Source organism: Vibrio ishigakensis (genome assembly GCF_024347675.1).
Lineage (GTDB): Bacteria > Pseudomonadota > Gammaproteobacteria > Enterobacterales > Vibrionaceae > Vibrio > Vibrio ishigakensis.
Genome location: NZ_AP024882.1, coordinates 379,632 through 400,007, shown reverse-complemented (window position 1 = coordinate 400,007; position 20,376 = coordinate 379,632). Strand labels below are relative to the sequence as shown.

Here is a 20,376-nt window from a genome sequence, read left to right as displayed (position 1 = left end):
CATTACGAAAAGGGCTCTAAATTCATTTAGAGCCCTTTTTAGTGTTAATCCCCAAGTGGTTGACGATCACCGCCACCACGGTGTGAATCCAGTGCGACCTTAAGGCGACGCAGTTTATCTCTGGAGCGGTTCTTATGATTTACCGCTAGACCCATAGAGATCACATCCACTAAAGCCAGCATGGCGTAGCGAGAGGCAGACGGCTTGTAGATGAAGTCCGTTTCCATGTGCTTGATTGGTAACAGGATATCCGCAATCTTGGCTAGCGGTGTTTCATCTGGGGTAATTGCAATCACCTTGATGCCATATTGCTTGGCAAGTTCTGCGGTTTCGGTAATGACAGGGGTATAGCCGGTTGCCGAGATCATTACTAGCACATCGTTGGCATCAGCGGTTGCCGCTACCATGCGTGATAGCAAACCATCATTGTAGGCAACCACCGGATAGCCCAAGCGGAACAGGCGATGCTGAAGCTCTTTTGAGGCTATGGTTGAGCCGCCACCCATACCTACCGCTATTATCTGACGTGCGTTGTGTAGCCAGCTAACTGCAGTTTCAACGTCTTGTTCTTTAAACAGTTTTCGGTTGATATCTAAGCTTTGCTTGATAGATTCATAGATGCCTTGATAGCCAGTCTGGTCGACAGGTTCTAGGATAAAACGCTGACCTACGGTTAGGCTTTGAGCCAGCTTTATCTTCATGTCTCGAACATTGCTACAGCCCACGGCCTTAGCAAAGCGGGTAATGGTTGCCTCACTCACTTGGGCACTTTCAGCTAGCTCTGTGATGCTGGCGTTAGCGGCAAAGTTAATATCATCCACGATCAATTTAGCGACTTTCTTTTCTGCCTCGCGCAGTGCAGGGAAGCGCTCGGTGATCTGGGAGATAATGTCTACTTCTAAACTCAAGGTTGCTGATCCTTATCGGTAGGGAGGGCTCAACCTTTACACTGTAAATCGTGAGCCCAAGATCTGACGCTATTATAAAGGTCTAGAAACAGGTTTCTACCCAGTTGGTAATCTGATATTCATCATCGCAGATGGCAATATATCGCCACTTATCAAAGGTTAAGCATGGGTGTGAGGTAGAAAATGCTATCATGTCACCCACTTCAATATCACTGTTCGGATTCACTTCAACGAAGGTGTGTTGGTCCATCACCGCAGTCGATACTAAACCCTCCACAGAGATAGGCTCGCCGCTTCTGTAACCACGCTCTGCGATAGGCAATCCAGCATCAAATGCAACATCACGCTTACCTAAGCCCACAACCAACTTTCCGGCTTCAGGGCGAGAGATAACATAGGCCCAAACTTCTAGTGCAGATTCAAGATCACCACCCAGTTCGCACGCATAGCCTTGGTTTACCTGCGCGCGTTGCATTACTTTACTTTGAGCATCCCAGTAGATGCCCGTGTCGTGAATGGCGTAGCAACCTGGGCGAATAATTGCGAGACAATGGGTTAGGTTTGAAAGGCATTCTGCTACAACGTCATACCAAGCAGAGCCAGCACCGGTAAGGATAGGCTCTCCTTGGATAAGCCCGTCCATAGACAAGGACTCAACCAGATTCAGTGCCTGACCAAGAAAATCACGAATGCGCTGCTCGGCACCTTCGCCATGAATTACACCTTCATACAGTTCGATACCGCCTAGCTTGAGTGCTGGCATGCTTTGAATAGCTTCTGCTAGCTCTAGCACTTCTGATGCAGAGCGTGCACCACAGCGTCCGCCTTCCACACCAAACTCAATTAGTACGTTTAGCTGTTGCTCGGAATTTGAGAAGTAACTATCAAGTTGGTGCAGGTTCACTAGGGAGTCGACGCAGCAGTAGAAATCCGCATCAAAATCACGAATAAGCTCAGCAATGATGGCCATGTTGGCCTTACCCACCAGTTGGTTAGCCATGATGATGCGTTTAGCGCCAGCCATTGCTGCAACCTCAGCTTGAGCAGGTGTTGCAACCGTAATACCCCATGCGCCAGTAGCCAGTTGTTGACTAAAGAAGCTAGGAGTCATGGCAGTTTTGCCGTGCGGACACAGTTTTACTTGGTGATGGTCAGCGAAGCTTTGCATCCAATTTAGGTTGTTAGTTAGCGCTGATTGCTTGATAACCGCGACGGGTAAAGAAACCTCTTCTTTAGGTAGGCTGTAAGTCTGGTTTTCAGACTGTGAAACAGCTCTCCCTTTTTGGCCTTTTTGTAGTAGTGAGAAACTATCTTGATGATACTTAGTAACATCGATTTGGGCAGTAACAGAGTTCATTGTTTGTTTCCTAACATAGCTTAAGTGTATGTTTTTTATGATATAAGCTTTATTTTTATATGTTTCAAGATAGAAACTATCACACAATTTAAAATAGTTTGTGTGTTTTGTCACTAAAAAACGACGCTCACTTTTCTAACATAATCACATCAAAACAGCGGGTTGAGAGAGTGAAAAATGTTGTTCGACACCATAATCAAAAATGTAGAAGTGTTTGATGGCACAGGTGAGCAATCGTTTCACGCTGATGTAGCAATCCAAGATGGAAAAATCGTTGAGATCGGCCATATCGACCATGAATCAGCAGCAGAGCTAGTTGAAGGTTTTGGCATGGCGCTAGCGCCCGGTTTTATCGATGTACATACCCACGATGACACTAACGTAATTCGTTACCCAGACTGCCTACCAAAGATAAGCCAAGGCGTGACCACGGTTATTGTTGGCAACTGTGGTATCAGTGCATCACCAACGGTTCTAGCGGGCGATCCACCTGATCCGATGAACCTGTTGGGTAATCAAGAAGATTTCAAATATCCAACCTTTAAGGCATACGCAGAAGCTGTGGCAGAGGCTAAGCCTGCCGTAAACGTGGCCGCTCTTGTTGGGCATACGACCCTGCGTAACCAAGTGATGGATGATCTGCAGCGCACTGCGACAGAAGAAGAGATTGCCAAGATGCAGTCCAATCTAGACCTGGCTATGGAGCAGGGTGCTTTGGGTTTGAGCTCAGGTCTGGCTTATGCCAGTGCTAAGCAAGCCAATGCCAACGAGGTGATGCAGTTAGCTAAGGTGCTTTCTGGTCATGGCGGTATCTACACCACACATATGCGCACTGAGTTTGAAGAGATTTTAAGTGCGATGGAAGAGGCGTTTGAAACAGGTCAGTATGCCAAGGTGCCTGTTGTTATCTCTCACCTGAAATGTGCTGGTGCTGGCAATTGGGGGCGTACCGTAGAGGTGCTCGATCTGATGGATAAGACCTCCAAGCATCAAGACGTTTCTTGTGATTGCTACCCGTATTCGGCGAGCTCTTCGACTTTAGACCTCAAACAGGTGACCGATGACTTCGACATCTTCATTACTTGGTCGAAGTCTATGCCAGAGCATGCAGGCAAGACACTTAAAGCCATTGCTGATGATTTGAACCTGCCACTGATGGAGGCGGCTAAAGCACTTCAACCAGCCGGTGCTGTGTATCACTGCATGGATGAAGACGACGTGAAGCGTGTGCTTAAGTACAAGCTAACCATGGTGGGCTCGGATGGTCTGCCGAATGACCCGCATCCACACCCAAGATTGTGGGGCACTTTCCCTAAGGTGTTAGGCCATTACTGCCGTGATGAAAAGCTGTTCGACCTTCCAGAAGCTATTCACAAGATGACGGGCATGTCGGCTGAACGTTACAACCTATCTGGACGAGGAGAAATCAAATGCGGTGCATTTGCCGATTTAGTTCTGTTCGACCCGAAAAGTATTAAAGACACAGCAACCTTTGAAAATCCTATTTCAGTTGCAGATGGAATTATCAGTGTCTTTGTAAACGGACAATTAACTTACCAAAAAGGTGAAGTTAAAAATAATCGTTCTGGTGTGTTTATTTACCGCAAGTAAATAAATATTAACCAAGCTAACTGTAAAAAATATATTGGTAAGAATATCAATATTTAAAGTAAATAACTGGAGTTAAAAATGACTATTAAGCGTTACGGTGTTGAAGGTGGTACAGGTACAGGTGGTCAGCACCTACCATTTTCTCGCGCAACAGAGGCAGGTGGTTTCCTATATGTATCAGGTCAAACGCCAATGACAGACGGTGAAGTCGTTGAAGGTGGCATCATTGATCAATCTCGCCTAGCTATTCAAAACTGTGTCGACATTATGACTGAAGCGGGTTACGGCCTTGAAGACGTGGTTCATGTGAAGGTTGTTCTTACTGACTCGCGTTATTTCCAGTCTTTTAACAAGGTATTTAAAGAGTTCTTCGGTGCAAACCCACCGGCGCGCATCTGCATGGTTTGTGACCTAGTGGTAGATGTAAAAGTTGAAGTTGATGTGACCTGTTATCGCGAAGACCGTCGTTAATAAAACGCGGAATAGATCACAATTTAATATCACAAAAATTTACCTAGAGAGTATTTGGAAATAGGGGATATTGTTAATATCCTCCGGATACTCTCAACCCTACATATTAAAAAAGTTACTTCGCAGTATTAATAATAAAGTAACTAACTGAAATATAAAACGAAATAGAAAAAAATTCTTAAATGGATTTAATATGTCTCTGAGAGGTGCTACATGAACAGTACGCTATTTTTAACTGGATTTGGCGTTTACGTCTGCTTTCTTATTTGGCTAGGGTGGTTTGTATCCCGCAACCAAAAATCAGGCGAAGATTTCTTGTTGGGTGGCCGCGGCCTTCCACTATTCTTGGTACTTGGTACCACAGTAGCAACCATGGTGGGTACAGGCTCAAGTATGGGCGCTGTAGGCTTTGGTTATGCTAACGGTTGGGCAGGTGCGCTTTACGGCATCGGCGGTGCAATCGGTATTCTACTTCTCGCACTATGGTTCGCTCCAGTTCGTAAGATGAACTTTATGACCATGAGTGAAGAGCTTGCTTACTATGTAGGTGCGAATCGCATTGTTAAGAACCTAGTAGGCATCCTAATCTTTGTTGCTTCAATCGGCTGGCTTGGCGCGCACATTCTAGGTGGTGGTATGTACCTAGCGTGGATTGCGGACATCGACCTTAACCTTGCTAAGATCATCATTGCAGCAGCCTTTACCATCTATGTTGTTATCGGTGGTTACACAGCGGTTGTTTGGACTGACACCATTCAAGCTATCATCCTTTTTGTTGGCTTCATTCTAATGGCTGTGCTGTCTGTGCAACACATCGGCGGTATGGAAAACCTATATTCAGCGATGGACCCAGCAGCGACCAGCTTCCTAGCGATTGAAAAACTGGGCATCATCCCTGCGGTATCTCTAGCAGTAGTAATCGGTGTAGGCGTACTGGCGACTCCGTCTTTCCGTCAGCGTATCTACTCAGGTAAAGACGTATCGACTATCCGTCGTTCGTTCGTTGGCTCTGGTGTTCTATACCTTTTCTTCTCTATCATTCCAGCAATCATTGGTATGGCAGCGCACGCTATCGACCCAACACTGACTAACCCGAACTTCTCGTTCCCATACATTGCAGCAACGGTTCTGCCAGTGGGTATCGGCATGATTGTTCTTATCGCAGGTCTGTCGGCAACTATGTCGAGCGCAAGCTCTGATGCTATCGCAGGCGTATCTATCCTACTGCGCGACGTATACGTAATGTTCACGGGTCGTGTTCCAGCGAAAGAGTCAATGCTGAAGTACTCTCGTCTAGCTCTAGTTATTGTTATCGGCATGGCGCTACTGTTTGCTCTTACTTCGAACGACATCATCGGCTACATCACTAAGATGATCTCAACCGTAATGTCAGGCATGTTCGTGTGCGGTATGTTGGGTCGCTTCTGGAAGCGTTACAACTGGCAAGGCGCTATCGCAACGCTAGTAGGTGCTTCGGTTGCTTCATTCACTGTAATGCTAAACGCTGACTTCACCGCATTCTGGGGTAACCCTGTAATCCCATCTTGCCTGTTCGCGCTAACAGCAGGTGTAGTGGTGAGCCTAGTGACTCCAGCTAACCAAGTAACGCCAGAGCAAGCGAAAGCGATTCTTGATGAAGAGCGCGCGGCTATGGAAATGGAAGTTTCTGAAGAGAAAGCTGAAGAGCGCGCACCACAGCGTCCTGCTGCGGCTAACTAATCTTCTTTCCCCCTCAAATGGCTCTGCATTCCAGAGCCATTTTTATATATCTACTCGCTCCATCCCCCAAAGTGCTCCTCACCGGAGCGGGTAGCTTCCTAAGGATGGTAAATAATGAAAAAAACACTCTTATCTCTACTAATCTCAGGTGCAGTAATCTCTCCAATGGCCTCTGCAATGGCACCAAATACAGACTTAAACCTTATGCCATATCCGCAAAGCGTCGAGCTTGAATCGGGGCAAGTAACCGTTGATGGTAACTTCAAGGTATTTATCAAAGGCTTCAACTCAGACCGCGTAGAGTTCACCGCCAAGCGCTTCATTGAGCGATTAGAGCGCCAAACGGGTGTACCTATCCTAGATTGGCAGGTAGACAATGCTAAAGATGCTAACCTGATCATTGATATAGAGGCTGCACCCAAGGCTGAGATTCAAAATATCGACTCTGTTGAGTCGTATAAGATCACCACCAAGGGCAATCAAATCACCCTGAGCTCACCTAGCCCATATGGTGCTATCCATGGTATCGAAACCATACTACAGCTAGTGAACACCACAGCAGACGGCTATTTCATTCCAGCGATTGCAGTGGTGGATGAACCCCGTTTTCGCTGGCGTGGCATCTCTTATGACACCTCTCGCCACTTTATCAAATTTGATGTTCTGCTAAGGCAATTGGACGCTATGGCATCTGCCAAAATGAACGTCTTCCACTGGCACTTCTGGGACGACCAAGGCATTCGCATTCAGACGGATTCGTGGACTCGTTTGTGGTCTGAAACCTCGGACGGCAACTACTACACCAAGGATCAAGTACGTTACTTGGTAGAGTATGCAAGAAACTTAGGTATCCGCGTGATCCCAGAGGTTTCTCTTCCAGGACACTCTTCAGCAGTGGCTCACGCTTACCCAAGACTGATGTCTGGTGGTGAGGGGCAAAGCTACGAGCAAGAGCGTGGTTGGGGGGTATTCGAGCCGCTGATGGACCCGTTAAATCCAGAGCTTTATGAGATGCTGGGCGATGTGTTCGATGAAATGGTAGAGCTATTCCCGGATGAGTACTTCCATATTGGTGGTGATGAGCCAAATTACGCCCAATGGATAAACAGTGAAAAGCATCAAAAATTCATTAAAGACAATAACCTAGACGGTGAGCGCGGTCTGCAATCTTACTTGAACGTCAAGATCGAGAAGATGCTAGAAGAGCGTGGCAAGAAGATGACTGGCTGGGATGAAATCTGGCACAAAGACCTACCGACTTCCATCGTCATTCAAAGTTGGCGCGGCCAAGACAGTATTGGTCGCGCAGCCAAAGAGGGATATCCAGGTATTCTTTCAACGGGTTACTACCTAGATCAGCCTCAACCGACCAGCTACCACTATCGTAATGACCCTATGCCGAAGGGCATCACGGTAGACGACAAACTGCATGAAGGCGAGAAGTTCGTTACCTATCAATGGCTAAAGCCTCGCTCTAAGGGTGGCCCACGTAAGGGAACGCTTACTATCATTGAAGCGAAAGATGGTAGCTTCCGCGCCTTTAGTGACTATAACGGTAAGTCTCGTGAAGAGATCTTCATTAAGTCGTATGTACCGGGTAAGAGCTTTGTAGGCCACTTCGACAACTTCATGTCTTATACCGAATTCAACCTGAAGCTGGATGATAAAGGCTTTGCTGATGGCAGTTATCAGCTAATCGGTAATGTACGCTGGCCAACCACAGGTGAGGTGATTGCAAGCAGCAGTATTAAAGGCAGTGTTATCCCTGAGCCAAACGGCGGCTATCCGGCGGTACTGAACAAGGATGAAGAGAAGCTTATCCTAGGTGGCGAGATCACCATCTGGCTTGAAAACAAAGACAGCTATACGGTTGAAAACTATCTGTGGCCTCGTAGCTACGCTATTGCAGAGCGCCTGTGGTCGGATCAAAATCTGACCGATGAGCGCAGTATGTATAAGCGTATGCAAGTAATGGACACTTGGTCTGAGGTTTCGGTAGGACTTCGTCATCACGCGGACGCGGATATGCTTCTTAAGCGTATTGCTAAGGGACAAAATATTGGCGACCTACGCACTCTCGGAAACTATATCGAGCCGGCTCAGTATTACGCCCGCAACTGGGAGAAGTGGATCTCTACAGAACCTCATGGTGAGCTATACAACCAATATGAGCGTCTGAACCGTTTTGTAGATGCTCTTCCGGTGGAGAGTATGGCGGTGTATGAGATGCAAGACCTTGTTCAAGCTTATGGTACTGGTGATGAGAGCGCATTAGATAAGCTCAAAATGCATTATCAAAAAGCACAGATGTCAGCCATCGCATCCAAGCCTATCTTTGCCGATAACGTATCTTCAGTTGATACGGTGATAGTGGCAGAGAAGGCGAAAGAGATTGCTGAGCTTGGCCTCAAGTTAGTAGAGGTAGCTAAAGCAGGAGACAAGCTTTCTGAAACTGACGCTAAGGCGTACCAAGCGCAGATTGACGCTGCGGCTATCATCTTAGATGAGACCATAGTGGCGATTGTTAGACCGACAGAGCAGTTGTTGAATCAGCTTAAGTAAGAAAGAAAACTCAGAGCCGAATGTATTGCACATTCGGCTTTTTTGCTTTTACAGAATTACTCGATCTCTGATGGCTCGATAATGTTTCCAAGTACGCTACCTGTGATACTGTAATGCCCACCATTGTTGATAATATCCCCGCCAACGATACCTTGAATAAAGGCCTTGGAACCCGGCTCTAAGGTAATGGATTTAGAGACTATGCCATACAGGTAGAGAACACTGTTGCGCTGAACTATCACGTTTCCCGTGCACATACCAAGTAGCTCGTACCTGTCAGAGACTATCAAGTCGCCTAAGATGTTTCCTTGTTCAACCATGCTTCCCTCCTGAAAACCGTTGCTTTAATAATTTTTCATACAGGCATACGGTATTCAAATGCATCCTGATGGAATTGTGAGCACTGCCTAGTAATTCATTGAAAAATAATGACTAATCAACCTTCTCTGACGTGAATTACGTGTCACAAAAATGGATATGAGAACTACACGCAATTGTTGAGTTAGTGTTAAGGTTGCGGGCAATTTGTTTTCAGGGTGTTGCGTGTGCGACTGACAGACTCAAAGCATCGATTTATGTTGCTTATCAGTGCCTTAAGTTGGGTGCTGGTAACCTTGATGCCTGTTATCAATGCCCATGGAAGCAACGCGGGAGTGTGGGCATCCCTGTGTACCCTGAACGGCTTCAAGCTAGTTCAGATTGAAGAGGCGAATCCACATACCCAGCAACACGCCAAGCCGTGTCCGTTTAGTTATTTCTCATCTTTTCATCAACACAAGCTTAAATTAACCCTTCCGAGGGAAAGTCAGTCTCTTGTGGTCGATGGCGAGTATTCACATCCAAGCCTAGCGGTTAGGTTTGAACAGCATACACCGCGAGCGCCGCCATCTCTTTTTACCTAACTAAAAATTATTAATAACAATGAATTAGGTCGTGCTAGAACGATCTCTAGGTAAAGGAAATTACTATGTTGAATGACTCAACACCATCGCGTGTGAGCGATAAGTCACGCGCAAAATCCCTCTATTTCATGACTTGGCGTTGGCACTTTTATGCTGGTCTGTTTGTTATCCCATTTATGTTGATGCTCAGTCTTACGGGGCTGGTTATGCTGTTTGATGATGAGATTGAAATGGCTCGTTATCAATCCATTTTGCAGGTAGAACCAAGTGACAAAATGGTCTCAATTAGTGAGCAGCTAAATCAGGTAAAACAGGCTTTTCCACAGCACTCGGTAACGCAGTTTGTACCGGCGAAAGAGAGTAACCTTGCAAACCGCTTTTCCATCCAATCTCCTGATGGTCACTCAGTGTTCGCTACGGTAAACCCTTATACAGGGGAGGTGCTCGGAACCATAGACAGAAGCGACAGTATCTATAACCTAGCCAACGACATCCACGCGACCTTGCTAATCGGGGACTGGGGAGACTATCTGATAGAGGTATCTGCCAGCTTGGGAATATTGCTTTTGGTCAGTGGTATCTATCTCTGGCTTCCACGAGATAATGCTTCTAAAGCAGGCTTTCTCATGGTTCGACTAAACAGTGGCTCTCGTATAATGATGCGAGATCTGCATGCCAACCTAGGTGGTGCACTGTCCATTGTGCTTCTGTTTTTTCTTATCTCTGGTCTTGCCTGGACTGGGGTATGGGGAGCAAAACTGGTGCAAGCATGGAATACCTTTCCGACCTACTACGCTTATGGAGCCAAGCCAGAGTCTGTGCTGACTCATGCCAGCCTAAATCATGGCGCTGAAGAAGAGATGCCGTGGAACCTAGAGCAAACGCCAATGCCTCACTCGGAGGATAAAGAGGCTCACGACCACAGTAAAATGGGTCATGAGCAAGCTCAGTCAAACTCTAGTTATTCCATAGATATCGACCAGCTAATTGTTCGTGCAATCCAGATGGGATTTGAGCAATACAGCCTGTTTTTTCCTAAGTCTGAGACAGGTGTATTTACTATCTCGGCAAACTCTATGGCAGGGCAGGTGACCGACCCAAGACAAGACAGAACCAGTCACTTTGACCAGTATTCAGGACGTTTGCTGGTGGATGTAACTTGGGAGGACTACAGCCTATTTGCCAAGTTCATGGCGGCTGGTACTTCGCTTCATCAGGGCGACTTGAGTATCTGGAATAAAGCCTTGAATGTGTTCTTCTGCTTAGCCTTTATTGTTATCTCGATAACAGGCTTTGTAATGTGGTGGATACGTCGTCCGAGCGGCTCATCCAAACTTGGCGTGCCTCCTCGTTTTCAATCAACGGGAGTATGGAAAACAGGTCTAGTGACATTAATAGTTATTGCTGTCGCTTTTCCGTTAGCGGGCTTGTCTATTATCGCCGCGCTACTTCTTGATTGGTTGCTGTTCAGTCGAGTAGAGAGGCTACGCTTGGCCTTTCGCTAAGCCAAAAAATGGGGCGATTGTTCGCCCCATATGTTTGTTTTATTTGTGGCCGATGATCAGTGCCATCTCGTCACCACCTGCAAATGGGCTGCCTTTAAGATCGCTATATTTAGCTTTGATCTCTAAGCCGTGTGGCTCTAGCTCACTGGCCAGCATTTCTAAGTCGAAGTGCTGTAACCAGTTATAGACTGTCCACTCTCGTTCATCTTCAAAGATGACGTATTTGTCTAGGGTCACCATTTCAGGCTCGTATTTGAAGTTTGATTGCAGACACCAGTAATCTTCTGCACTCCAAAAACCACCCATGGCGTTCTTCTCAATGTTTCTAGATTCGGTTTGTGCGGCAAAGCGAGTCGTAGTGTAAACATCCAGTGCAATAGAGCCGTTAGGCGCTAGCAGGAATTTGAACTTGCCTAATAGGATGGCACGTTGCTCTGGGTTTAGGGCGCAAAGGTCACACATCACCAGGGTGATTAAATCGAACTTACGAGTGTCACTGTACTCAAGGTAGTTCCCGTAGTGATACTCGATATTAAGCTTTGATTCCTTGGCTTGCTCTATTGCGTGCTCAAGGGAGTTTTGTGAGAAATCCAGACCAACCACTGTGCCAACATCTTTAGATTTTAGGCGCTGAGTATAAAGGCCAGGACCGCAACCGAAGTCTAGGGTTTTAGATTCTGCACTCAGGTTGAACTCAGAAACCAACCAATCCACAGATGCATCAATAAACTCTGCGGTGCGAGATGCGAGGCTAAGATCAGGATTTAAATGAAACGCCAGCATCTGCTTTGCAATATGACTATCAGTCCACAATACATCAGCAGTATAAGCAGACCAAACAACAGGCTTTGCACTAGCCTCGTCGATTTTTTTGAACATTTTTTGTAATTCCGACAATAAGTTAGGTTCGTCGTCCTTACTTTCGGCTTAGGTTATTTCTTTGAAATGCCGTAAGGACGCTTGGTAGAAATAGCTTGTTGAGAATGAATCATTGCAGATGCCTCCTTAGTAATGAATTGAAATCGGGGGCAAGGTATCAGCTATTGCAAAAGCGAGCAATAAGGACAGTGGATATAGAAATAAAAAGGGCCAGCAGAAGCTGACCCCTTGGAAGTTATTTAAGCCTTTAACGCACCCAGTATGGTTTCTGCGTTACTCACTTCAAATTCACCACCCTTCTCGACATTTAGATGGGTGACTACACCATTGTCTACCACCATGGAATAGCGCTGAGAGCGGATGCCACCGAAGTTGGCCGTATCCATCTCAAGTCCCAGAGCTTTAGTGAAACTGGCACCCCCGTCACCTAGCATGAGTATCTCGCTGGCATTTTGTGCCTCACCCCATGCGTGCATCACGAAGGCATCGTTCACAGCAACACAAGCAATGGTATCAATACCCGCGGCTTTGATTTGATCGGCATGAACAACGAATCCTGGCAGGTGAGCCTCTGAACAGGTTGGGGTGAATGCTCCCGGTACAGCAAACAGGACCACGCGTTTATTGGCAAATAAGTCATCTGTGCTGTGATTGACCATGCCTGCATCAGTGAGTTCACTTAGGGTTGCCGCAGGAATTGTTTGTCCTTTCTGAATCATTTTTTAATCTCCGTTTCGTCTAGTACAGATGAGTTTAGCTTATTGTTGGATTCATCTTAGGTTGAATTGAATATTGAGAGATTAATTGAAAAGGCTGCGGTGCTGGTCGTTGCACTCATCTTCAATTTCTTTCACTGCCACTTTATTGTTTGCCGTGGGCATGTACTGAATGATGCATTGGTAATAACCGATATCATCGTCGCTCAGCATAGAAGAGTTGTCGTACAAAGCGGTGCAGGCTCGCTTGATAGGCTGTGCTGAAAACCAATCTTCAGCGGGCGCAACGCTTTCGGTAATGCATTGCTGATAAGCCTCTTTATCTATTGCGGCATAGGCGAATCCCGGTGCGAAGGCAATTGAAAGTAGTCCGTAAACACCAACACGCTTTAAATACAGATTTGCGCTAGAAAATATATTCGATAGTTGAAGCATCTTCTGTTCCTAATATTTACTGTTAATTCGATTTTGTAGCTGTTTTTTTCATCTTGAATGTCAAATGAATGCAATTGCTTATATTCAGAATCATTAGACCCTAGCCAATCTCAAAGGAAGCAACGCCAAAGGTCCACTCTAGAGGTAGATCTGGAAACGCACCAGTGTACATACGAGCCGTTTCAAAGGATTTCGTCATCTGGTATTTCTCTGCCAATGCCACCGCAGATGGATTGACCTCTGGTGTATCAAGGAAGATGGCATTGGAGGCAGTGACCTTTGATTTGAGCGCTAAGAAAATCTGTTCTGCGAGTTCAGGAGAATCGGCAAACAGAGGGCCAATCTTGTAGCCATTTCGACACTGTCGAATCACGCCGTAACCCGCCAGTTTGTCTTCAGCCATGATACCTAGTGCGTGGCTGTCTGGTTGGCTTATCCATGCCTTAGTAAATTCAGTTCGGTTGGCAGGAAAGAAAGGCTGATCATAGGCATTTAAGGTATCGAAGGGAATCGATGAAAGCTCCACGATGTTAGGATTATCAGGAACTGAGCCACCGCCCGTTCCCTCATAGCGAATGTTGCGGTAAGCCAATTTAAAGCCAGATTTCTTGTAGTTCTCTTGCTGATCAACCACACCATCAAGACCAATATTCAGTCCTGATAATCGCTTTATGCCTGCATCCCAGATCTGTATCCCATAGCCCTGTCCACGATACTCAGGCTTAACGATATAAAACCCAAGAAAGCCAAATGACTCATCGTATTTGACCACTGAGATGACGGCGATGGGTTCATCATCTAGATAACCCACGAGAAAAGCCTCGGCGTCAGCAATGAAATAGCAATCGGCATCATTTAACCCGGGGTTCCAACCTTCATTGGCAGCCCACTCAACCGCAGTGTCTATCTCCGCGCGATTCATGGTTCGAATTGAGTAAGTTCGCTCGCTCATGGTTTCTCCCTAAACTGTCAGATTGACCTATCCATGGTGGTCTCCGATATCAGTATAGACCTGAGTTAATATGAAATATGGGTCATCATCGCTATTGAGTGAGGAATTTTATAGGTATAGTTCAGGACGTATTTTGTAGGAAGACTGGAAGTAAGATGACCGAATTTGAAAAGATGCTCGAAGGACAAGATTTTGATGGTGGCGATAAAGGTATCAACGAGATCCGAGATACCGCTGCGGTTCTTCTTCAGCAGTTAAATCAAACCATAGATGGCCAACAGCGCACCGACATCTTGCAACAGCTGATGGGCTCAATGCCAAGCTCAAGCATTATCCGCTCCCCATTTAGCTGTGAGTTCGGTAAGACCATATTTATTGGTGAAAACACATTCCTCAACATGAACGTGGTCATGCTAGACGGTGCCAAGATCTCAATCGGCAATAACGTCTTGGTAGGCCCAAGCGTCCAGTTCTATTGCGCGAGCCACTCTCTGAATTTTGAATCCCGCCGCAGATGGGAAACCTTCTGCAAGCCTATCGTAGTGGAAGATGATGTTTGGATCGGTGGCAATGTGGTTATCAATCAAGGCGTAACCATAGGCGCGCGCTCAGTGATTGCGGCAAACTCGGTGGTGAATTCTGATGTACCGCCTGACTCTTTATATGGTGGAACGCCCGCGAAGTTGATTCGTCGGATTCTTGAGAATGAGCGAGGGGAAGTGAGGGAGTAGGCACAAATATACTGGCTTTTTCGACTTATGGGGTTAGAACGAGTTCAAAAGCGATCCGAAGCTTTGACTTACTATATTACGTAATTAGAATATAACGGCATGGCTAGAGTATGTGAAAATAGCGCCACAATCAGGTGCGGGCAATGTTTCCAAAAAACTCAGCTTCACCACCTTAAAAAACCAACGGTGGAATAAAAAATACTAAACACTGGAACCACTATTAAATGCTCTGTTAGGTATACTGTTCGTATGACTGTTTCGTGAGCAACCATCCATCCAAATATCTTAACAATTCGATAGTTATAGCCTGATATGCAGCACAGGCCTCCTCTAGCGCTGAATCAGGGACTGATTTAGCTTTGTCGCCGATACCCACTTCTACTTTGTCACCCTTTGCAGATAATAAGGTTTTGTGGAAATGACTTTCGCTAAAGTGTACATAACCACAAGTTTTCTCATAGACTGAAGAGATCCATTCAGTTTCTTTAGACAGGACAGAAACAAGATGAGCGTCTGTCATCTTTTTACCATTTTTGTCCTTTATCCTTCTAATCGGTTTACCACCAAGTACATCTAGACAAACTGCATCAGGATTTTCTACTAACCATAGTGCCGAGTATCTTAGTAAGTTATCCAGTTGTAATCTAAGCAATGGAGCAGCGCATAAAAACAGCTTGGCTTTAACCATACTTTCAAAGCCTTTTGATAACTCTAAGGATCGGTTAACTACTGCCGAACTAAGAAGATCCATTTGATATATAGCTCCATTGTTAGCTCGAGTTATTTTACCTACTGTTTTTATAAGTTGTTTATCAAGTTCGCGAATTGCTTCTAGATACTGTTCTGAAGATCTTTTTTTCATAGTCAGCCAATATATATAACTCCTTGCTAAGTTGCAGCTAATCAACCGTCCCAACTAAGCAAAGACATCGTAAACACTGAAGCTAACAGGACTAAAAATGCTAAGGTTTAGCTACCAGTTTGAGTTTATTGTTAGCGCTCTACTTCAACCAACAAATATCTAAAGCCCAACCTAGGAGTATCAAACCAAGTTAATGAATAGCGGTTCTTTAAAACTAAATTGGTTTCTCGCCCTCGAGTAGTTCCTTTAGAGGCAGATGAGTCCCATCTTAGCTCTCCTTGCAAAGCATCACGATGTAAACGGAAAGCTTTATCGACAGTGTTAGTCCGCAGTGGCATTGACCAATAGCTTGGATCATTTGTTAACAGTATTGCATAACCTTTTGATATTTTTTGCTGCTCGCACCAAGACTCTAAACGACAAATATCTTTAAGAAAATCATATCTTCCCAGATCTTGAGCACCCTGTTGCTTTAATTCAAATAGCTCACAATCAACATCAACACTCAATTTCTTCGTTTTATATTTAAGTTCAATACCAATAGTTGACGCGCCTCGAATCAGAACATCACAGTATTCCCATCGATTTGAACCAACGCTCGATAAAGGAAATTCTAAGCGAATATCAACCTCAGCATTAGCTGCTCTATGGATTTCCCACGCAAAGTGATGCTGAAAATCAGCCTCTGAATGAAAAATAGAGCGTTTGTTTAAGGCCGTTGTCAGTATCTGATGTATATCCATTAATTACTTCCAATAGACTATTGTGGGAGCCAGAGCGACAACATCCTTAATAACAAACTTGCTTGCTTCTCGGCTTGCCTAACATCTAATCAAGCTACCATAAGTTACTAAAAAATAAAGCATACACGTCATATTTCGCATCCTGCTTTACATATACACGGGCCCACCCGCTATCACTTTTTTAACCGTATACGTTACCTTTAGAACAGGAAAAGACACTGGGGAAAATAAAGATTTACGGATACACACCCAAAGCACCACTATAAACATCTAAGCTACATGAAATCTAAATAACCACTAAGCGAAAACCAGAGCAGACAACCTAAAATCAAGCAGTTCATTTCAGCATACCGATAGATCAGTGTCGTTGTGGTGATGTCTTATTAGATTTCTGGGGGAAGTGTTATGAATTGGTTCCTGTCTTCACTGCCAAGTGATACAACGCATTGGTATATTTTGCTTGGTTGTATCTGGGCTGTAGTGGGTGTTTTTGCCTACATTAAACACCGTTTAAGTGGTGACTAATTAGGTTGTCTCGCGGCCCTCGACTAGCGCTGGTGCCTAATAAAGTAAAGGAGCTCGTTATGAGCTCCTTTCTGTTTCTAGCTATAAAGGTGTTCAGTTAGTAAAACAACACCATAAACATACCCATCAGAGTAAGCAGTGTGTTGGATACAGCGTAAGGCACTGTGTAGCCAAGCATTGGAATGTTGCTGTTTGCTTTCTCGCCCACCATAGCAACTGATGCTGTACTGGTGCGGGCGCCGCCACATACACCCAAGTTGATTGCTGGGTGGAACTTGAAGATGTATTTACCGATCAGTGGTGCTAGTAGCATTGGGATAGCGGTTGCTGCAGCGCCGATGCCGAACAGACCTAGGCCTGCACTCTTAAGGCCTGCCACAAAACCTGGGCCTGCTGAGATACCTACGATAGCGATGAATACGTTAAGACCAACTGAGTTCATGAACCATTGTGTTGGCTCAGGTAGTCGCGCAAAGGTTGGGTGGATTGAGCGTAGCCAACCTAGTACTAGACCACCGATTAGCACGCCACCGGATACCGATAGAGTTACTGGCGCGCCATCTACATTTACTGCAAGTGCACCTAGTAGACCGAATACCACGATGAATAGACCAACCCAAACCATATCGGTTTCTGTTGTGGTTCTGTCTACGTGACCAACCTCTTTCTCCATACGTTCAGTATGAGTCTTAGTACCTGTGATGCTTAGGATATCGCCACGGTGGATCTCAGTTTGAGCCAGCATTGGCACCTCTTGGCTAGCAGCGCCACGAGTGATTTTGTTAAGGAATACGCCACGTGCGTAGTGTTCTTCTGCAAGAGAAACCAATGTACGGTTAGCAAACTTCTTGTTGGTTACCACTAGGTCAACGGTTTCTAGAGGTAGATTCTCAAGCTCTTCGTCTACCACTTCAGTCAGATACTGCTGAGCATGAACCAGCGCATCTGAGTGACCGGTTAGGGCGATGATGTCTCGAGTTTGCAGTCTAGTGTTTGGATCGAAGTCGATAAGCTCGCCGTCGCGCTTTATCTTCTCGATAAACAGACGCTCTTCATCGTGTTGGAACTCGAATTCAGCAACGGTTGAGTCCGCGATGTCTGCGTTCACTCGATAAACGCGAGACTCAGTGCGGTGCCAAACACGGCCGATACCTTCTTCTGGTGTGCCTTGAGACATCTCTTTTTCATAGTCTTTACACGCTTCTTCTAGGTTTACACCCAGTAGAGTTGGGCCTACGTAAGCCAAGATCATGCCAGTACCGATAGTACCGAACAGGTAGCAGATAGCGTATGCCACAGGGATTTGGTCAAGAAGCTCTTTAGCATTGCTTGCACCCGATGAGTTAATCGCATCCGTAGCAAGACCAATAGAAGCCGAGATAGTTTGTGCGCCTGCCCATAGACCTGCCGCTAGACCCACATCGTAGCCCGCAATTTTTGCTCCTGCGTAGGTAACCGCGAAGCAAAGTAGTGAAATCAGCACTGCAAATATTGCCTGTGGAGCACCGTTCTTAGCTACACCTCGAACAAACTGAGGACCAACGCCGTAACCCACCGCAAACAGGAACATGGTAAAGAAGACAGATTTAACCTGTGAGGAGATGGAGATATCCAACTGACCAATAAGCACACCAGCAATTAGGGTGCCTGTTACTGCGCCAAGGCTGAAGTGGCCAAATTTAAGTGCGCCAAGCCAGTAACCTATACCCAAGGTCACGAAGATAGCCAGAGCTTGGTGAGAGCGGAATACTTTTACGATCCACATCGGCTCTGCTTTCGCAGGAGCTTTCACTACCGCAGTGTCCGTGTGTTGATCCGCCACCGCCTGCTCTTGTGCCATAGCTGTGTTGAACAAACTGATAGAAGAAGTAGATGGTTGTGCGTCAAGGTTGACGTTGCCCGCTAGCATGAAGACTGCCAGCAAACTCAAGAATAGTTGCTTCAAATACTTTGAAGGAGATAGCTTTGCAAGAAATGCCATTTTAACCTCTGAGTGAGTTGTTTCTTTTCTGCAAACCAAAGAAGTCCCTCACTCCAGGGCTTTGCCCGAGCTGGCTTTGGTGTGCTTAACTGAGTTGAATGTGGGGCTAGAGAACCTAGCCCCTTATGTGATTAACCGTGGTTGAAGGTGCTTGAGCTCTCTTCATCTACAGAATTCACTATCGGGAATTTCTGGAATTTTTCGATAGTGCGTTTTAGGTCTTGAACCAGTAGGTCAACCATGTCGTGGCTTACGCCGTGACGAATAAGGATGCGCATGATCACTAGGTCTTCACGGTTTGACGGCATTGAGTAAGCCGCAATTTGCCAGCCGCGAGCACGGATAGCGTCGCTTAGGTCGAATAGGTTAAAGCCCGCATCTACATCTTTTTTAAGGCTGAAACTCATCGCAGGGATACCGCCACGACCGTCATAGATGATGTCGAATAGGCCCATTTTCTCTACTTCGTCAGATAGGTACTGTGCCGAGTGGTAGCAAGCCTCATGGATACGACGGTAACCTTCTTTACCAAGACGCAGGAAGTTGTAGTATTGAGCTACGATCTGACCACCAGGGCGAGAGAAGTTCAGTGCGAAGGTTGGCATGTCGCCACCTAGGTAGTTCACGCGGAAGATAAGATCTTCTGGAAGGTCTTGAGCTTCGCGGAATACCACCCAGCCCACACCAAGAGGTGCTAGACCATATTTGTGACCAGATGCGTTGATAGACTTAACGCGAGGAATACGGAAGTCCCACTCTAGCTCTGGGTCAACGAAGGGTGCGATGAATGCGCCGCTCGCGCCATCTACGTGCATTGGGATATCTAGGCCAGTTTCTGCTTCTAGCTTGTCTAGAGCATCTGCGATTGCTTTTACTGGTTCGTACTGGCAAGTAAAGGTAACGCCAAGAGTTGGAACTACGCCGATGGTGTTTTCATCAACGCGCGCTAAAACCTCTTCAGGAGTCATCAGCAGACGGTCGCCTTCCATAGGGATTTCACGAAGTTCAACGTCCCAGTATTTAGCAAACTTGTGCCAACATACTTGAACAGGGCCGCAGATAAGGTTTGGCTTGTCAGTAGATTTGCCTTCTTTGCGACGCTTCTCGCGCCAGCGCCATTTCATTGCCATGCCACCTAGCATTGCTGCTTCACTTGAGCCTGTTGTTGAACAGCCCATAGTGTTTTCTGCGTCTGGTGAATTCCAAAGGTCAGCCAGCATGTGAACGCAGCGGTTTTCAATCTCAGCAGTTTGAGGATATTCATCCTTATCGATCATGTTTTTATCGATACATTCGTCCATGATCTTATGGATATTATCGTCAACCCAAGTTTGGCAGAAAGTAGCCAAGTTCTGGCGAGAGTTACCATCTAAAATTAGTTCGTCAGATACCAATTGATAAGCTGCATCTGGATTAGACTCATTACTAGGAAATGTAGTCTTATTAACAGTTGAATCTAGCAATTCATCTGCAAATACATCATCAATTGACTGAGGGTTTACGTCGTTAAGTAGCAT

At 45.9% G+C, this 20,376-nt stretch carries 18 protein-coding genes; 7 read left to right on the top strand and 11 right to left on the bottom strand.

Going from position 1 to position 20,376, the window contains the following annotated elements; all coding sequences use genetic code 11:
• Positions 1 to 44 precede the first annotated feature (44 nt).
• Both Pcarn_RS15685 and Pcarn_RS15680 read right to left on the bottom strand, forming a co-directional pair.
• Positions 45 to 908, bottom strand: coding sequence for a MurR/RpiR family transcriptional regulator (locus Pcarn_RS15685; protein ID WP_261836861.1), 864 nt, complete (start codon positions 906 to 908; stop codon positions 45 to 47).
• 82 nt (positions 909 to 990) lie between these two features.
• A complete protein-coding gene (locus Pcarn_RS15680; RefSeq protein ID WP_261836860.1) occupies positions 991 to 2,265 on the bottom strand; it encodes an amino acid deaminase in 1,275 nt (424 codons plus the stop codon).
• A 177-nt stretch (positions 2,266 to 2,442) separates the two neighbouring features.
• Between Pcarn_RS15680 and Pcarn_RS15675 the strand changes: the two genes are divergently transcribed.
• From Pcarn_RS15675 to Pcarn_RS15660, 4 genes are all read left to right on the top strand, one after another.
• Positions 2,443 to 3,876 carry an N-acyl-D-amino-acid deacylase family protein gene (locus Pcarn_RS15675; protein WP_261836859.1) on the top strand — a complete coding sequence of 478 codons (1,434 nt, stop codon included), beginning with the start codon at positions 2,443 to 2,445 and terminating at the stop codon, positions 3,874 to 3,876.
• 78 nt (positions 3,877 to 3,954) lie between these two features.
• Positions 3,955 to 4,347, top strand: coding sequence for a RidA family protein (locus Pcarn_RS15670; RefSeq protein ID WP_261836858.1), 393 nt, complete (start codon positions 3,955 to 3,957; stop codon positions 4,345 to 4,347).
• A 213-nt stretch (positions 4,348 to 4,560) separates the two neighbouring features.
• A complete protein-coding gene (locus Pcarn_RS15665) occupies positions 4,561 to 6,066 on the top strand; it encodes a sodium:solute symporter family protein (protein WP_261836857.1) in 1,506 nt (501 codons plus the stop codon).
• 114 nt (positions 6,067 to 6,180) lie between these two features.
• On the top strand, positions 6,181 to 8,628 hold the full coding sequence (locus Pcarn_RS15660) for a beta-N-acetylhexosaminidase (protein ID WP_261836856.1): 2,448 nt from the start codon (positions 6,181 to 6,183) through the stop codon (positions 8,626 to 8,628).
• 56 nt (positions 8,629 to 8,684) lie between these two features.
• Here the strand turns inward: Pcarn_RS15660 and Pcarn_RS15655 are convergent, their stop codons facing one another.
• The gene (locus Pcarn_RS15655; RefSeq protein ID WP_261836855.1) at positions 8,685 to 8,948 is read right to left on the bottom strand and encodes a hypothetical protein; all 264 of its coding nucleotides are present in this window, start codon (positions 8,946 to 8,948) and stop codon (positions 8,685 to 8,687) included.
• Between the two features lie 255 nt (positions 8,949 to 9,203).
• Between Pcarn_RS15655 and Pcarn_RS15650 the strand changes: the two genes are divergently transcribed.
• Together Pcarn_RS15650 and Pcarn_RS15645 are read left to right on the top strand one after the other, a co-directional pair.
• Entirely contained in the window at positions 9,204 to 9,530 is a 327-nt protein-coding gene (locus Pcarn_RS15650; RefSeq protein ID WP_261837347.1) for a hypothetical protein, read from the top strand.
• A 65-nt stretch (positions 9,531 to 9,595) separates the two neighbouring features.
• Positions 9,596 to 11,035, top strand: coding sequence for a PepSY-associated TM helix domain-containing protein (locus tag Pcarn_RS15645; RefSeq protein ID WP_261836854.1), 1,440 nt, complete (start codon positions 9,596 to 9,598; stop codon positions 11,033 to 11,035).
• Positions 11,036 to 11,074: 39 nt separating this feature from the next.
• Here the strand turns inward: Pcarn_RS15645 and Pcarn_RS15640 are convergent, their stop codons facing one another.
• The 4 genes from Pcarn_RS15640 to Pcarn_RS15625 all read right to left on the bottom strand — a co-directional run bounded on the left by Pcarn_RS15640 (position 11,075) and on the right by Pcarn_RS15625 (position 14,017).
• Positions 11,075 to 11,914: a class I SAM-dependent methyltransferase gene (locus tag Pcarn_RS15640; RefSeq protein WP_261836853.1), complete on the bottom strand. Its 840-nt coding sequence runs from the start codon at positions 11,912 to 11,914 to the stop codon at positions 11,075 to 11,077.
• Positions 11,915 to 12,153: 239 nt separating this feature from the next.
• The gene (locus Pcarn_RS15635) at positions 12,154 to 12,633 is read right to left on the bottom strand and encodes a peroxiredoxin (protein WP_261836852.1); all 480 of its coding nucleotides are present in this window, start codon (positions 12,631 to 12,633) and stop codon (positions 12,154 to 12,156) included.
• 81 nt (positions 12,634 to 12,714) lie between these two features.
• Positions 12,715 to 13,065 (bottom strand): VF_A0006 family four-cysteine protein, encoded by a 351-nt coding sequence (locus Pcarn_RS15630; RefSeq protein WP_261836851.1) that lies wholly within the window; start codon positions 13,063 to 13,065, stop codon positions 12,715 to 12,717.
• Between the two features lie 100 nt (positions 13,066 to 13,165).
• Positions 13,166 to 14,017 carry a GNAT family N-acetyltransferase gene (locus Pcarn_RS15625; RefSeq protein ID WP_261836850.1) on the bottom strand — a complete coding sequence of 284 codons (852 nt, stop codon included), beginning with the start codon at positions 14,015 to 14,017 and terminating at the stop codon, positions 13,166 to 13,168.
• Positions 14,018 to 14,172: 155 nt separating this feature from the next.
• Between Pcarn_RS15625 and Pcarn_RS15620 the strand changes: the two genes are divergently transcribed.
• On the top strand, positions 14,173 to 14,748 hold the full coding sequence (locus Pcarn_RS15620; protein ID WP_261836849.1) for a sugar O-acetyltransferase: 576 nt from the start codon (positions 14,173 to 14,175) through the stop codon (positions 14,746 to 14,748).
• A gap of 232 nt (positions 14,749 to 14,980) precedes the next feature.
• Here Pcarn_RS15620 and Pcarn_RS15615 read toward each other — a convergent pair whose 3' ends face one another.
• From Pcarn_RS15615 to Pcarn_RS15600, 4 genes are all read right to left on the bottom strand, one after another.
• On the bottom strand, positions 14,981 to 15,610 hold the full coding sequence (locus Pcarn_RS15615; RefSeq protein WP_261836848.1) for a hypothetical protein: 630 nt from the start codon (positions 15,608 to 15,610) through the stop codon (positions 14,981 to 14,983).
• A gap of 131 nt (positions 15,611 to 15,741) precedes the next feature.
• Complete coding sequence (locus tag Pcarn_RS15610) at positions 15,742 to 16,353, bottom strand: hypothetical protein (protein WP_261836847.1); 612 nt, start codon at positions 16,351 to 16,353, stop codon at positions 15,742 to 15,744.
• 622 nt (positions 16,354 to 16,975) lie between these two features.
• Positions 16,976 to 18,859 (bottom strand): aspartate-alanine antiporter, encoded by a 1,884-nt coding sequence (gene aspT / locus Pcarn_RS15605; protein ID WP_261836846.1) that lies wholly within the window; start codon positions 18,857 to 18,859, stop codon positions 16,976 to 16,978.
• Between the two features lie 131 nt (positions 18,860 to 18,990).
• Complete coding sequence (locus Pcarn_RS15600) at positions 18,991 to 20,376, bottom strand: glutamate decarboxylase (RefSeq protein ID WP_261836845.1); 1,386 nt, start codon at positions 20,374 to 20,376, stop codon at positions 18,991 to 18,993.